Here is a 13,848-nt window from a genome sequence, read left to right as displayed (position 1 = left end):
CTTGATGGAAGACTGCATCGGGCTTGTCCCGGATGTCAAGTACGGACTGCCGGAAAATCGTGACCGCGGGGTAGCTTGACCGCGTGCGATTGAGAGTGGAGTTCACGACCGAGCCCTTCGACCTCGAAGAGGCTCCTGCCCATGCCGTGGCCGCGCGTGAGGTCATCCAGAAGGCCCAGCTGGACGCGGTGGACGTCGGTCCGTTCGGCAACACCGCCGAGGGTGAGGCCGACCGGGTGCTGGCGGCGGTGGGCGCGCTGCTGCGCGATTCCCTGGAGGCCGGAGCCACGCGCGTCTCGCTCCAGGTCAACGTGATCGGGGAGGACACCCCATGACCGAGCCCCGTGACCACCCCTTCGTCACCGCGGTCAAGCCGCTGGTGGACGCCATGGGTGGCGAGCTGATGGACCCGGCCCTGGCGCAGCCCGACGACGTCGTGCTCAGCTGGGAGGGTCAGGACCTGCTGGCCGTGCGCCTGCCGCAGCTCTCGGATTCGCTGGACCACATCCTGGCGGCCCTGGAGCGCCGGCACGGCGTACCGTTGTCGCAGCTCGACCGGAAGTCCAAGCAGGACGTGGTGCGGATACTGGAGGCGCGGGGCGCCTTCTCCGTGCGGCACGGTGTGGAAACGGTCGCGGGCGCCCTGGGTGTAAGCCGCTTCACGGTCTACAACTACCTGAACCGGGATTCCGGCCCCAAAGGCAGCGCCAAGAGCAGCCAAGAGTGAAAGGCTGCTGACCCGCAGTGACGAGCCGCCGCCCAATTCACCCGGGCGGCGGCTTTTGTGTACGGGAAGTTTCAACAAAGTGTTGACGCCGTGTTGTCGAGGGCGTTAGCTATGCGCAGCCCGTCAAAGCAACAACAGGCCACGGAGGCCTACCGTGACTTCGAGTCCGACCCCGGGTCTCACCCGGTTCAACACCTTGGACGACAGCGCGGCCACGGCCGAGCTGCACGAGGTGTGCGCCAGTTCGGCGTGGGGGAGCAAGCTGCTCGCCCAGCGCCCCTTCGCCACCGCAGAGTCCCTGTTCGCCGCGAACGAAGCCGCCATGGCGGAGCTCACCGCGGAGGACCTGGGCGAAGCGATGGGAGGCCACGCGCCGATCGGCCGGCCGAAGCCGGGAGACCCGACCTCCGCCCGCGAGCAGCGCGGCATGGCCGGTGCCTCGGAGGAGCTCAAGAACGAGCTCCTCGAACTGAACCTGGCGTACCAGGAGAAGTTCGGCCACGTCTTCCTCATCTGCGCCACCGGTGCGACCGGTGAGTTCATGCGGGACGCGGTCAGGGTCCGGATCGACAACTCGCCGGAGCGGGAGCGGGAAATCGCCCGCGGCGAGCTCGTCAAGATCAACAAGATCCGCCTGACCCGCCTCGTCGAACTCGTTGAAGGAGAGTGAGACCGATCATGAGCACCGAGACCACCGCGTCGGTGTCCACGCACATCCTGGACACCAGCATCGGCAAGCCCGCCGAGGGCGTCGCCATCTCCCTGTCGGCCCGTACGGGTCTGGACGGAGAGTGGGCGGCCCTGGGCGGCTCCGCCACCGATGCGGACGGGCGCTGCAAGGACCTGCCGGCGCTGCCGGAGGGCACCACCCACGTACGTCTCGACTTCGAGACCGAGACGTACTTCTTTAGTAAGCACCGTTCCAAGAAGCAAGCCGAGGCGCAGCAGGACGCCCCCCGCGTAAGGGACAGCGGTGCGTTTTTCCCGGAAGTGACGATCACGTTCGCGGTCACTCCCGGCGAGCACTACCACGTACCGCTGCTGCTCAACCCGTTCGGCTACTCCGTTTACCGAGGGAGCTAGCATGGCCACGATTCTGGGCCAGAACCAGTACGGCAAAGCAGAGAACCGCGTCGTCAAGATCACGCGGGACGGCGACACGCACCACATCAAGGACCTGAACGTCTCGGTCGCCCTCTCCGGCGACATGGACGACGTCCACTACTCCGGCTCGAACGCCAACGTCCTGCCGACGGACACCACCAAGAACACGGTGTACGCGTTCGCCAAGGAGTACGGCATCGAGTCCGCCGAGCAGTTCGGCATCCACCTGGCGCGCTGGTTCGTCAACAGCCAGGAGCCGATCCAGAAGGCGCGCATCCGGATCGAGGAGTACTCCTGGTCCCGGATCGCCACCTCGGACGCCAACTCCAAGTTCATCGGCTCCGACGAGGTGAACCACTCCTTCGTCCGCAACGGCGGCGAGACCCGGGTCACCCAGATCACGTACGACGGCAAGAACTGGGAGGTCATCTCCGGCCTCAAGGACCTCGTCGTCATGAACTCCACGAACTCCGAGTTCTGGGGCTACGTGAAGGACAAGTACACGACCCTGAAGGAAGCGTACGACCGCATCCTCGCCACCCAGGTGTCGGCCCGTTGGCGCTTCAGCTGGTCCGACGACGACCAGCGGATGCCCAACTGGGAGAAGTCCTACGCCGAGACCCGGAAGCACATGCTCCAGGCCTTCGCGGAGACCTACTCCCTGTCGCTGCAGCAGACCCTGTACCAGATGGGTTCGCGCATCATCAACCACCGTTCGGAGATCGACGAGGTCCGCTTCTCGCTCCCGAACAAGCACCACTTCCTCGTGGACCTTGAGCCCTTCGGCCTCAAGAACGACAACGAGGTCTACTTCGCCGCGGACCGCCCCTACGGTCTGATCGAGGCCACTGTTCTCCGGGACGGCGTTGACGCCCGTATCCCCGTGGACATGACCAACCTCTGATGCGGCACGCGCGTCCCGGGGCTCCGCAGTGGCCCCGGGACCGCGCGACACTCTTCAGCTTCGTGAATCGGCACCCGGACGCTTCACTCGGGGCGGCAGTACTGTCAGCTGTCAAGGCCCCCGGCTCCGGCACTCAAATCTCCTGGGCCTTGCCGTGCCCATACCGCCACTGAAAGCACGAGGAAGTCCCATGGCAGCATCGGCAACCCCTGACAGCGCGGTCGAGCGCATCGTCATCGAGAACTGTGCGATCGCGACGGTCGACGCGAACGACACCGAGTACGCCTCGGGTCACATCGTCGTTGCCGGCAACAAGATCGAGTCGATCGGTGCGGGCAAAGCCCCCGAGAACCTCGAGAACGTCGTACGTCGCATCGACGGCACCGGGCACCTCGTGACCCCCGGTCTGGTCAACACGCACCACCACTTCTACCAGTGGATCACGCGTGGTCTGGCCACCGACCACAACCTCTTCAACTGGCTCGTCGCGCTGTACCCGACGTGGGCGCGCATCGACGAGCAGATGACGTACACGGCCGCGCAGGGCTCCCTCGCCGCGATGGCCAAGGGTGGCGTCACCACCGCGATGGACCACCACTACGTCTACCCCAAGGGCTCCGGCGACCTCTCCGGCTCGATCATCCGCGCCGCGTCCGAGATGGGCGTACGGTTCACCCTCGCGCGCGGCTCGATGGACCGCAGCGAGAAGGACGGCGGCCTGCCGCCGGACCACGCCGTCGAGACCCTCGAGGGTGCGCTCGCCGACACCGAGGCGACCGTGAAGAAGTACCACGACGCCTCCTTCGACGCGATGACCCAGGTCGCCGTGGCCCCGTGCTCCCCCTTCTCGGTCTCCACCGAGCTGCTGAAGCAGGGCGCCGAGCTGGCCCGCCGCCTGGGCGTGCGCATGCACACGCACGGCTCCGAGACCGTCGAGGAGGAGCAGTTCTGCAAGGAACTGTTCGGCATGGGCCCGACCGACTACTTCGAGTCGACCGGCTGGCTCGGCGAGGACGTGTGGATGGCGCACAGCGTCCACATGAACGACTCCGACATCGCCGCGTTCGCCCGGACCAAGACCGGTGTCGCGCACTGCCCGTCCTCCAACGCCCGTCTGGCCGCCGGCATCGCCCGCGTCCCGGACATGCTCGCCGCCGGTGTCCCGGTCGGCCTCGGTGTGGACGGCACCGCCTCCAACGAGTCCGGTGAGCTGCACACCGAGCTGCGCAACGCGCTCCTCATCAACCGCCTGAACCCGGTCCACCGCGAGCGTGCCCTGAACGCGCGCCAGGCCCTGCGCCTCGGTACCTACGGCGGCGCCCAGGTCCTCGGCCGCGCCGACAACATCGGCTCGCTGGAGGCCGGCAAGTGCGCCGACCTGGTGCTGTGGAACCTGAGCACCTTCCTGCACTCCTCGATCGCCGACCCGGTCACCGCCCTGGTCTTCGGTGCGGCCGCCCCGGTGACCGCGTCGTTCGTCAACGGCAAGCAGATCGTCGAGAACAACCGCCTCCTCTTCGCGGACGAGGACGCCATCGCGGTGTCCACCCGGGAAGAGGCCCAGCGCCTCGCGCGGATCTCCGCGCAGGCCTGACCCTCCCCCAGCCACCGCTGGGAGGTACCCCAGAAGTCCGGCCGGGGGGGACGGCCCCCGGCCGGCGGCCGCGGACCCGAGCGGGGTCCGTGGCAGCCGTTCCCGGGTAGCGCCTGAGGAAATCCGAGGGCGCCCCCGGGGGCGGTGACTCGTGCCACATGCGCTGCCGCGCGCGCTTCGCGCCATGGCCACGGCACCTCCAGCCCCGCGGCTGGAACCACAGCGCGGAACCGGTTTTTGGGCGAATCGTTTCTGCACCCCTTGGAACACGTAGTCGCACCACCCACAACTCCATACAGGCTCGACTCGCACTCCTTTCGCACCACCTCCATGACACCCACGTCCCTGCCGACGTGTTACCCGACCGGAGGAAGCCGTGGCCGCAATGCCCAGGTTTCGCAAAGACGCAGTCGCAGTACCGCAGGTCTCCGGGGAGAAACACCCGGTCGACGAGACCCTGCCTCCGCTGAAAATGTTCACGAGCGGTCTCCAGCACGTGGCCGCCATGTACGCGGGTGTCGTCGCCCCGCCCATGATCGTCGGCCCCGCCGTGGGGCTGTCCGCCACCGAGACCGCCTTCCTGATGGGCGCCTCGCTCTTCACCGCCGGCCTCGCCACCCTCCTCCAGACCCTCGGGTTCTGGAAGATCGGCGCCAAACTCCCCTTCGTCAACGGCGTTTCCTTCGCCGGTGTGACCCCGATGATCGCGATCGGCAAGGGGGAGGGGGACGACGCCATCCCCGTCATCTTCGGCGCGATCGTCGTCGCCGGAGTCCTCGGCTTCTTCGCCGCCCCCTACTTCGGCAAACTCGTCCGCTTCTTCCCGCCGGTCGTGACGGGTACGGTCATCACCCTCATCGGCGTCTCGCTCCTGCCCGTGGCCTTCAACTGGTCGCAGGGTGGGAACAGCACCGCCACCGACTACGGCTCGATGAAGAACATCGGCATGGCCGCCGTCACCCTGGTCATCGTCCTGCTGATGCGCAAGTTCCTGCGCGGCTTCCTCCAGCAGATCTCCATCCTGCTCGGCCTGGTCGCGGGCACGCTCATCGCCCTGCCGCTCGGCATGACCAGCTTCGACGCCGTCAGGAACGCGTCCGTGGTGGGCTTCCCGACCCCGTTCCACTTCGGCGCCCCGCAGTTCCAGGTAGCCGCGATCATCTCGATGTGCATCGTCATGCTCGTCTGCATGACCGAGTCCACCGCCGACATCCTGGCCCTCGGCAAGATCGTCGGCCGCCCGGCGGACGCGAAGACCATCGAGGGCGGCCTGCGCGCCGACACCCTCGGCAGCGCGATCAGCCCGCTGTTCAACGGCTTCATGTGCAGCGCCTTCGCCCAGAACATCGGGCTGGTCGCCATGACCAAGGTCCGCAGCCGGTTCGTGGTCGCCGCGGGCGGCGGCATCCTGATCCTGCTGGGCCTGTGCCCGATGGCCGCCTCCGTCATCGGCGTGGTCCCGCTGCCGGTCCTCGGCGGCGCCGGCATCGTCCTCTTCGGGTCGGTCGCGGCCAGCGGCATCCAGACCCTGGCCGGCGCGGCCATGGAGAAGGGCGAGAACGCCCTGATCGTCGCCGCCTCCGTGGGCATCGGCCTGATCCCCATCGCCGCCCCGGAGTTCTACCACGCCTTCCCGAAGGACCTGCTGGTCGTCCTCGACTCCGGCATCAGCACCGGCTGCGTCGTGGCCATCCTGCTGAACCTGGCCTTCAACCACCTCGGCGCCAGGAAGGGCGCGGCCTCGGAGGCCGCGCCGGATCCGGTACCGGTGCACTGACCGGCGCTGCCGGACCGCCCGGCGGTGCGCACGTCACCCACTGCGGGCGTGACGTGCGCACCGCCGTTCGCGTGCCCGGTCAGCAGGTCGAGTGGAAGAGGCCGGCGACCCGCCCGGTGGCGGCCAGCCGGTTGTAGACCTCCACGGCCGCGGTCGTCTCCGCCACGTGCACCTCGACGCCGGCCGCCCGGAGCACCTCCAGCGTCTGCGCGGCGACCCCGAGGCGCTTGTCCATGCCCTGGCTGAGCACCACCGCCGTCACCCCCAGGTCGAGGAACTCGCGCACCTCCTGCGGCTGGATGCCGGGCTCGTGCCGCGTGCCGTGCTCGGACCAGTCCCAGGGGCGGCCGCCGCCCGGGTAGAGCCTGAAGTCCTTGCCCGGGGCGAGCCCTTCGGCCTCGATCCGGCCCCACGAGAGGTGCGTGATGCGCGGGGAGCGCTCCGCGTCCGGGTCCGGCACCGGGGGAGTCCACAGCATCAGGTTGCTCATCAGCTCGGCCTGTTCGATCGCGTCGTCCAGGGCGTGGTGGGTGTGGCGGCGTCGCGACAGCAGTTCGCGGGGCATCCGGCCCTTGACCGCGGCGCGCAGCGGTACCCGGGCCTTCGTCGCGTAGAGGGTCTTCATGTCCAGGCAGCCCGAGTGGCCGAAGGGGCTGTCCCCGCCGAAGCGCATCAGGTACCAGTACAGGAAGGTCCAGTCGAAGGAGGCCGGGTAGCCGCACATCACCGGCTGCGCCCCGGCCTCGGCGGACACCTCCCGCACCCAGGTGCGGAACTCGTCCATGGCCGCAGCCGGGTCGGCGCCCTCCCGGACCAGCCGGTCGCGGTCCAGCCCGCTGACGGCGAGCGCCTCGGGCACGTACTCCTCGCTGACCGGCCGCAGCTCGCGGTAGAAGGTCTGCCGTTCCGGATCCGCGGCCGTATACGAGGCGCCGTCCTGCCGGCCGGCGACCGCGGCTCCGAAACTGATCATCGAGTAGAGCCCCGGGATGGGTCCGTCGGCCTCGATGTCGACGGAGATGTAGAGGCTGGGACGTGCGGTGCGGGCTGCCATGCGCGAGAGCATGCCAGCCCGCGCCGCGCCGTTCACCCCGATTTACCGGGGGCCACGCGCGGTGACCGGTCGTGGACGGTCCGTACGCCGGCCCGCCGGTCGACGGCCGCCCCCGCCGGAGGGAGGATGGAGAGCGGGGAGCCCCGGATCGAAGGAACGGTCATGTTCGCAGACACCAAGGCATTCAGCGGATTCTCCGTCGACGACCTCGGCAGGGCCAAGGAGTTCTACGAAGGCACCCTCGGCCTGCGCGTCTCGGAGAACAAGGACATGGGCCTGCTGTCGCTGCACCTGGCGGGCGACAACACGGTCATGGTCTACCAGAAGGACAACCACGAGCCCGCGAGCTTCACGATCCTCAACTTCCCCGTCGACGACGTCGACCGGACCGTCGACGAACTCACGGGACGCGGCGTCCGGTTCGAGCGCTACGAGGGCTTCGACACGGATGCCAAGGGCATCGTCCGGGAGGCGGAGGGCGGGCCCACCATCGCCTGGTTCAAGGACCCGGCGGGCAACGTCCTCTCCGTGCTGGACGCCTCCTTCTAGCCCCTTGCCAGCCCTTAGGGGGCCGGCGTCAGGAACATCCCGGTCTGGTCCCCGCCCGCGGTGTTCTTGCAGCTGAAGCCGGAGCTCGCGGGCTGGGCGACGACCAGCGCGAGGCAGCGTCCGGCCGCCAGCTGGCCGAAGTAGTTCGGGTGCATGGACTCCTGGATCAGGCCCTGCGACTCGTTGTTGTCGATCCAGCGCGCCCACTCGCTCGTCTTCGCCGAGGCCGGCACGGTGGAGCTCACCTGCTTGCTCGCCTTCGCGCACACCTCACGGCCCTGCATCATGTCCCGCAGGTCCAGGAACTGCACGCCCTTGGCCGCCGCGACCGCCTTGATCCGGTTGGCTATCTGCGGCACGAGCGAGTCCCGCGCCCAGTCCGAGTCGCGGTTCCAGAAGGGGCAGCCGCCCGTGTTGAGCCGGCTCCAGTCGCTCTGCGTGTACCGGTTCTCCGCGCCCCGCGGGATCGGCGACGGGTAGGACTGCAGCACGATCCGGTACGAGGAGTCGGCGTACCCGGCCGCGCGCATCACGGCCCGCACCTCGTCCACGGACTTGCCGACCTTGCCCATCACCGCGTCGATCTTCTGGTCGACCCCGTACTGCTGGTCGTCGTAGCAGTACGAGTTCCAGATGACGAAGTCGAGCGCGCAGTCCTTGATGATGTCGGCGAAGCCGAGGTCGTTCCCGCCGATGGACAGCGCGATGACCTTGACGTTGTGGCTCGCGGCCACCGCGGCGAGCTGATCCGCCTGCGGGGCCTCGCCCTTGAAGGCCACGCCGCCGTTGGAGGCGCGGAACACGTTGTCGGAAGTCGCCCCGGAACAGGCCAGGTTCACGGCGACGTCGGCGATCGCCCCGGCGCTGTGCACCTCGGCGGAGTCGGAGCGGTGACACCCGCCCGCGGTGGTTCCGTAGACCTTGCCGGGATCGTAGGTGCTGCCGCTGACCCAGCCCCGATCGGTCCCGTTCCTGCTCCCGGTGTTGGTGAGGGTGTTGCCCTTCCAGCGCCCGGCCTCGCCGGAGATGTAGCTGTCGCCCATGGACACCACGGCGGTGGGTCCGGTCCCGGGACTGGCCGCGGAGGTCCCGGCGCCGCCGGCCACCAGCGCGCCGACGGCGAGCGGCAGAACCAATCCGGCCCCGGCCAGTCGTCGCACCCGACTGCGGTCCCGGTCCTTGCTGACGTTGCGGAATCCGATCACTGCGGAACTCCTGCGTTTTCGGCCATGCCGAAGTCGGCAACGACTCCGTCGCGTGGCTGGGAAAGTGGGGGTACCGCCGGCCGGTGGCATCGGAAAGGTGACACGGGCCCACTTGTTACCGCTAGGTACAGGCAAGTTACGAACAAGTAACGACCGACCGGTCGTTCGGGAGTCCGCTCCTCCTGTTGTGGAACGCAAACGGCTCCGCCCCCGTGCCGTGAAGGCGACGGGGGCGGAGCCGGCGGGTTCGGCTGCTGTGCGTTTCAGCCGGATCCGGGGATCAGCCGACCAGCTGGTCGTACGCGGGGAGCGTGAGGAAGTCCGCGTAGTCCGCGTCCAGGGAGACCTGGAGGAGGAGGTCGTGGGCCTGCTGCCACTTGCCGGCCGCGAAGGCCTCCTCGCCGAGCTCGGCGCGGATGGCGGTCAGTTCCTCGGCCGCGATCTTGCGCGTCAGGTCGGCCGTGGCCGTCTCGCCGTTCTCGAACACGACGCCGGCGTTGATCCACTGCCAGATCTGCGAGCGGGAGATCTCGGCGGTGGCCGCGTCCTCCATCAGGCCGAAGATGCCGACGGCGCCGAGGCCGCGCAGCCACGCCTCGATGTAGCGGATGCCGACCTGGACCGCGTTGCGCAGGCCCTCGTACGTCGGCTTCGCGTCCAGGGAGTCGATCGCGATGAGCTCGCCCGGGGCCACCGAGACGTCCTCGCGCAGCCGGTCCTTCTGGTTCGGCTTCTCGCCGAGCACCGCGTCGAAGGAGGCCATCGCGATCGGCACCAGGTCGGGGTGGGCGACCCAGGAGCCGTCGAAGCCGTCGCCGGCCTCGCGGTCCTTGTCGGCCTTGACCTTCTCGAAGGCGACCTTGTTGACCTCGGCGTCCTTGCGGGACGGGATGAAGGCCGCCATGCCGCCGATGGCGTGCGCGCCGCGCTTGTGGCAGGTGCGGACGAGCAGTTCGGTGTACGCCCGCATGAACGGGGCGGTCATCGTCACCGCGTTGCGGTCCGGCAGGACGAACTTCTCGCCGCCGTCGCGGAAGTTCTTCACGATGGAGAAGAGGTAGTCCCAGCGGCCCGCGTTCAGGCCCGCCGCGTGGTCCTTCAGCTCGAAGAGGATCTCCTCCATCTCGTACGCGGCGGTGATCGTCTCGATGAGGACGGTGGCGCGGACGGTGCCCTGCGGGATGCCGACGTAGTCCTGGGCGAAGACGAAGATCTCGTTCCAGAGGCGCGCCTCCAGGTGCGACTCCGTCTTCGGCAGGTAGAAGTACGGGCCCTTGCCGAGGTCGATCAGGCGCTTCGCGTTGTGGAAGAAGTACAGGCCGAAGTCCACGAGCGAGCCGGAGGCCGGGCCGCCCTCGAACCGCAGGTGGCGCTCCTCCAGGTGCCAGCCGCGCGGCCGCATCACGACGGTGGCGAGCTGGTCGGCGGGCTTCAGGGCGTACGCCTTGCCCGTGCGCGGGTCGGTGAAGTCGATGCGGCGCTCGTAGGCGTCGATGAGGTTGAGCTGGCCGAGGACGACGTTCTCCCAGGTGGGAGCGGAGGCGTCCTCGAAGTCGGCGAGCCAGACCCTGGCGCCCGAGTTCAGGGCGTTGATGGTCATCTTGCGGTCCGTCGGACCGGTGATCTCCACACGACGGTCGTTCAGCGCGGCCGGGGCCGGCGCCACCTTCCAGTCGCCCTCGCGGACCTGTGCGGTGTCCGGGAGGAAGTCGAGGGTGGAGGTCCGGGCGATCTCGGCACGGCGCTCGGCGCGGCGGGCGAGGAGCTCGGCACGGCGGGGGGCGAACCGCCGGTGGAGCTCGGCCACGAAGGCGAGAGCCGCTTCGGTGAGGACTTCGTCCTGCCGGGGCAGGGGCTCGGCGTCGACGATGGCCAGCGGGGACGGCGCTGGTGCGGACATATCTGTCACTCCTTCAGCGGCGGTGCCTGGCGGCCGCGGGGGAATGCTCGCGCGAGACGGCACGCAGTGCCGTCGGGTGTGGAGAGTTCCGGAATACGGTCGCGGGCGCCGTCTGGGGGTTCAGGGCGCTTCTGACCAGTGGATAGTAATTTCCTCATGGTGGAAGTTCAATGGTTTGTTGATATCGAGATTCTCTGAGTCGACAGATTCCACTTCCCGGTGGCCCTCAGTGCCATCGCCGTCACGCCGTGCTCAGAGGAGACGCACCAGGTCGGGCGGCGTGTCGATGTCGAAGGCCTCCGCGATGTCCGAGCACTCCACCAGCATGAGCTCTCCGGCGTGTCGCGCGAGGTGCACCCGCGCGCCCTTGTCGCCCGTCGCCGTCGCCGCGATGTCCGCCCAGCGGTCCGCCCCGAACAGCACCGGGTGGCCGCGCTCCCCGTCGTAGGCCGCCGCCACCAGGCTCGCGGGGGAGCGGTAGGCCTCCCGGACCCGGGCCACGGCCGCCGGGCCGATGCCCGGCTGGTCCACCAGCGAGACCAGGGCCGCGCGGGCGCCGGTACCGGCCAGCGAGGCGAGGCCGACCCGCAGGGAGGAGCCCATCCCCTCCGCCCAGTCCGGGTTGTCCACGACCACGCAGCCGGCCAGGTCGGCCCGCTCGCGGACCTCGGACGCCGAGGCGCCGAGCACCACGTGCACCGGGCCGCAGCCGGCCTCGCGCAGGACCCGTACGGCGTTCTCGACCAGCGGGCGGCCGCGGTAGGGGAGAAGGGCCTTGGGCCGCCCGCCGAGCCGGCGGCCGCCGCCGGCCGCCAGGAGAAGGCCCGCGATCATGGGTGAACCGGAGGGGGAGTTGGCTGACATGCCACCGATTCTCGCTCCTGTACGGAATCCCGTGAGTGCCGCGCCAGCGTGCGGCGTACGGAGTCCAGTACGGCCCCGAAGCGCAGCGGCCGGGAGATCCGGTTCTCGGCGGCGGCCAGAAGAGCACGTTCGTCACGGTCGGTCAGCATCTGGGCTTCTCCTTGCCAATCGGGGGCCAATACGGCGAGTCTGGTCCTCGATTGGCCTGGCCGTCAGAGCCAATCAGGGGAGGTTGGCATGGCAAACGGGCGAGTGGTCCAGACAGCGGACAGAACGATCGGCAGCCGGCAGCTCGCCGCACTGCTGCCCGCGGAGGTCCTGGCCCGCCCCGGCTACCGGGCGCTCGCCGACGCCGTCCGCACGCTGATCCTCGACGGCCGGATCGCCCTGCACGTCCGGCTGCCCGCCGAACGCGAGCTCGCCGAGGCCGTCGGCGCCAGCCGGGCCACCGTCACCGGCGCCTACGACCTGCTGCGCGAGAGCGGCTACGTCCGCAGCCGGCGCGGCTCCGGCACCTGGACCGAACTCCCCGACGGCCACCGCCCGGTCGGCGCGCACGCCATCGTCGGGGGGATCGGCGGCCGCGCGGACGGCGAACCGGGCATCGACCTCGCCATCGCCGCCATGGGCGCCCCCGAGGGCAGCCTCGCCGAGGCCTTCGCCTGGGCCGCCCCGCGCCTGCCCCAGCTCGCCCGCAGCCCCGGCTACCACCCCTTCGGCCTGCCCGACCTGCGCACGGCCGTCGCCGAGCGGTTCAGCCGGCGCGGTCTGCCCACGCGCCCCGAGCAGATCCTGCTCACGTCCGGCGCCCAGCAGGCCTTCAGCGTGGTCGTCAGCCTGCTCTGCCGGGCCGGGGACCGGGTCGTGACCGAGAACCCCACCTACGCCAACGCCCTCGACGCGCTGCGCCACGCACGGCTGCGCACCGGTTCCATCGCCGTCTCCGACGAGGGCTGGGACATGGAGATCGCCGAGTCCACGCTGCGCCAGACCGTGCCGAGGATGGCGTACGCGATCCCCGACTTCCACAACCCGACGGGCGCGCTGATGCCGCCGGAGCAGCGGCTGCGGCTGCTCGCGGCGACCCGTGCGACCGGGACCTGGCTGGTGGTCGACGAGACCATCGCGGACATCGCGCTGGACGTGCCCGCGCCCGCGCCGCTGGCCTCCCTCGCGCCCCGCGGCGGCGCGGACCACGTCATCACCATCGGCTCGCTCAGCAAGACGCACTGGGGCGGCCTGCGCGTGGGCTGGATCCGGGCCACCGCGAAGATGATCGCCGAGCTGACGGCCGTACGGGTCTCGGCCGACATGACCGGCTCGGTCCTCGACCAGCTGGTCGCGCTCCCGCTGATGGACGACATGGACCGGGCCCTGCCCGCACGGCTCGCGCAGCTGCGGATCCAGCGCGAGGCCCTGGTGCAGGCGCTCCAGCGACACACGCCGGAATGGTCCTGGCGCATCCCGCCGGGCGGGCTCTCGCTCTGGGTCGACCTGGGCGAGGCGGTCAGCTCCGCCCTGGCGGAGCGGGCCGCGGCCGCCGGCGTGCACATCGGCCGGGGCGCCCGTTTCGGCGTGGACCCGGGCACCTTCGAACACCGCCTCCGGATCCCGTACACGCTCTGCGCCGACCGCCTGGACGAGGGCGTCCGCCGCCTCGCGAGCGCCTTCCACGACGGGGTCCCGCTGCAGTCGGCGGTGGACCGCCCGCACTGGGTGGCTTGAGCCGCGCGGTCCGGCGGGACGGCCGGGCCGCCCCGTGTCAGCTGTGCCGCAACTCGCCCCAGGTCGCGGCGTCCACCACACCGCTCACGGCGAGCCCCCGCGCACCCTGGAAGTGCCGCGCGGCCGACGCGGAGTCCGGACCGAAGACGCCCTCGGGCCCCTCCTCCGTCGTCTGCAGCCCCGTCCAGAAGTTCAGCAGGCACTGTGCCTCGCGCACCGTCCCGCCCTTGCTGCCGACCTGAACCGTGGGCGGCGGCGTGCGATTGTCGAAGCCGCAGCTCAGGCCGGTGACGTCGGGCTCGTCGCCGGCGGCCGCCGAGGCCGGGCCGGCCGTGAGGGCGCTGCCGCCGGGGAGGAGGGAGGCGATCAGCGCGGCCCGGGCCGCGGCGCGTGTCAGTAAGGAGTTCATGGTCCAGACCTTAATGATCACTACGGCGCGGCAGAA

At 69.9% G+C, this 13,848-nt stretch carries 14 protein-coding genes; 9 read left to right on the top strand and 5 right to left on the bottom strand.

Annotated features, from left to right (window positions below):
- Positions 1–83: 83 nt before the first annotated feature.
- From RIU97_RS08290 to RIU97_RS08260, 7 genes are all read left to right on the top strand, one after another.
- On the top strand, positions 84–335 hold the full coding sequence (locus RIU97_RS08290; RefSeq protein ID WP_326587156.1) for a thiamine-binding protein: 252 nt from the start codon (positions 84–86) through the stop codon (positions 333–335).
- Entirely contained in the window at positions 332–727 is a 396-nt protein-coding gene (locus tag RIU97_RS08285) for a helix-turn-helix domain-containing protein (protein WP_030715200.1), read from the top strand. The genes RIU97_RS08290 and RIU97_RS08285 overlap by 4 nt, the downstream gene beginning before the upstream one ends.
- Before the next feature lie 154 nt (positions 728–881).
- Positions 882–1,397, top strand: coding sequence for a 2-oxo-4-hydroxy-4-carboxy-5-ureidoimidazoline decarboxylase (gene uraD, locus RIU97_RS08280; protein ID WP_404954712.1), 516 nt, complete (start codon positions 882–884; stop codon positions 1,395–1,397).
- 8 nt (positions 1,398–1,405) lie between these two features.
- Positions 1,406–1,810, top strand: coding sequence for a hydroxyisourate hydrolase (gene uraH / locus RIU97_RS08275; protein ID WP_404954710.1), 405 nt, complete (start codon positions 1,406–1,408; stop codon positions 1,808–1,810).
- 1 nt (position 1,811) lies between these two features.
- A complete protein-coding gene (gene pucL, locus RIU97_RS08270) occupies positions 1,812–2,735 on the top strand; it encodes a factor-independent urate hydroxylase (protein ID WP_254381168.1) in 924 nt (307 codons plus the stop codon).
- Between the two features lie 190 nt (positions 2,736–2,925).
- Positions 2,926–4,329 carry an 8-oxoguanine deaminase gene (locus RIU97_RS08265; protein WP_404954707.1) on the top strand — a complete coding sequence of 468 codons (1,404 nt, stop codon included), beginning with the start codon at positions 2,926–2,928 and terminating at the stop codon, positions 4,327–4,329.
- 376 nt (positions 4,330–4,705) lie between these two features.
- On the top strand, positions 4,706–6,106 hold the full coding sequence (locus RIU97_RS08260; protein WP_404954705.1) for a nucleobase:cation symporter-2 family protein: 1,401 nt from the start codon (positions 4,706–4,708) through the stop codon (positions 6,104–6,106).
- A 79-nt stretch (positions 6,107–6,185) separates the two neighbouring features.
- On the opposite strand, the gene RIU97_RS08255 is transcribed toward RIU97_RS08260, so the two are convergent.
- Positions 6,186–7,160 carry an MTH938/NDUFAF3 family protein gene (locus RIU97_RS08255; RefSeq protein WP_404954703.1) on the bottom strand — a complete coding sequence of 325 codons (975 nt, stop codon included), beginning with the start codon at positions 7,158–7,160 and terminating at the stop codon, positions 6,186–6,188.
- Between the two features lie 162 nt (positions 7,161–7,322).
- Between RIU97_RS08255 and RIU97_RS08250 the strand changes: the two genes are divergently transcribed.
- Complete coding sequence (locus RIU97_RS08250) at positions 7,323–7,709, top strand: VOC family protein (RefSeq protein WP_404954701.1); 387 nt, start codon at positions 7,323–7,325, stop codon at positions 7,707–7,709.
- Between the two features lie 14 nt (positions 7,710–7,723).
- Here the strand turns inward: RIU97_RS08250 and RIU97_RS08245 are convergent, their stop codons facing one another.
- From RIU97_RS08245 to RIU97_RS08235, 3 genes are all read right to left on the bottom strand, one after another.
- Positions 7,724–8,914, bottom strand: a complete 1,191-nt coding sequence (locus tag RIU97_RS08245) for a GDSL-type esterase/lipase family protein (RefSeq protein WP_404954699.1) — start codon at positions 8,912–8,914, stop codon at positions 7,724–7,726.
- A 280-nt stretch (positions 8,915–9,194) separates the two neighbouring features.
- On the bottom strand, positions 9,195–10,814 hold the full coding sequence (gene aceB, locus RIU97_RS08240) for a malate synthase A (protein WP_404954697.1): 1,620 nt from the start codon (positions 10,812–10,814) through the stop codon (positions 9,195–9,197).
- A 252-nt stretch (positions 10,815–11,066) separates the two neighbouring features.
- A complete protein-coding gene (locus RIU97_RS08235) occupies positions 11,067–11,678 on the bottom strand; it encodes an NTP transferase domain-containing protein (RefSeq protein WP_404954695.1) in 612 nt (203 codons plus the stop codon).
- A 237-nt stretch (positions 11,679–11,915) separates the two neighbouring features.
- Between RIU97_RS08235 and RIU97_RS08230 the strand changes: the two genes are divergently transcribed.
- On the top strand, positions 11,916–13,403 hold the full coding sequence (locus RIU97_RS08230; protein WP_404954693.1) for a PLP-dependent aminotransferase family protein: 1,488 nt from the start codon (positions 11,916–11,918) through the stop codon (positions 13,401–13,403).
- Positions 13,404–13,440: 37 nt separating this feature from the next.
- Here the strand turns inward: RIU97_RS08230 and RIU97_RS08225 are convergent, their stop codons facing one another.
- Entirely contained in the window at positions 13,441–13,812 is a 372-nt protein-coding gene (locus tag RIU97_RS08225) for a peptidoglycan-binding protein (protein WP_404954691.1), read from the bottom strand.
- Positions 13,813–13,848 lie beyond the last annotated feature (36 nt).

It is taken from the genome of Streptomyces sp. 147326, from assembly GCF_045000215.1.
In the GTDB taxonomy this organism is placed as follows: Bacteria; Actinomycetota; Actinomycetes; order Streptomycetales; family Streptomycetaceae; genus Streptomyces.
This window is presented reverse-complemented; position numbering and strand designations above follow the sequence as displayed.

Coding starts and splice junctions, on each gene's coding strand:
- RIU97_RS08235 (WP_404954695.1), bottom strand. CDS start 11,678: ATGTCAGCCAACTCCCCCTCCGGTTCACCCATGATCGCGGGCCTTCTC.
- RIU97_RS08285 (WP_030715200.1), top strand. CDS start 332: ATGACCGAGCCCCGTGACCACCCCTTCGTCACCGCGGTCAAGCCGCTG.
- RIU97_RS08255 (WP_404954703.1), bottom strand. CDS start 7,160: ATGGCAGCCCGCACCGCACGTCCCAGCCTCTACATCTCCGTCGACATC.
- pucL (WP_254381168.1), top strand. CDS start 1,812: ATGGCCACGATTCTGGGCCAGAACCAGTACGGCAAAGCAGAGAACCGC.
- RIU97_RS08265 (WP_404954707.1), top strand. CDS start 2,926: ATGGCAGCATCGGCAACCCCTGACAGCGCGGTCGAGCGCATCGTCATC.
- aceB (WP_404954697.1), bottom strand. CDS start 10,814: ATGTCCGCACCAGCGCCGTCCCCGCTGGCCATCGTCGACGCCGAGCCC.
- uraH (WP_404954710.1), top strand. CDS start 1,406: ATGAGCACCGAGACCACCGCGTCGGTGTCCACGCACATCCTGGACACC.
- RIU97_RS08250 (WP_404954701.1), top strand. CDS start 7,323: ATGTTCGCAGACACCAAGGCATTCAGCGGATTCTCCGTCGACGACCTC.
- RIU97_RS08225 (WP_404954691.1), bottom strand. CDS start 13,812: ATGAACTCCTTACTGACACGCGCCGCGGCCCGGGCCGCGCTGATCGCC.
- RIU97_RS08230 (WP_404954693.1), top strand. CDS start 11,916: ATGGCAAACGGGCGAGTGGTCCAGACAGCGGACAGAACGATCGGCAGC.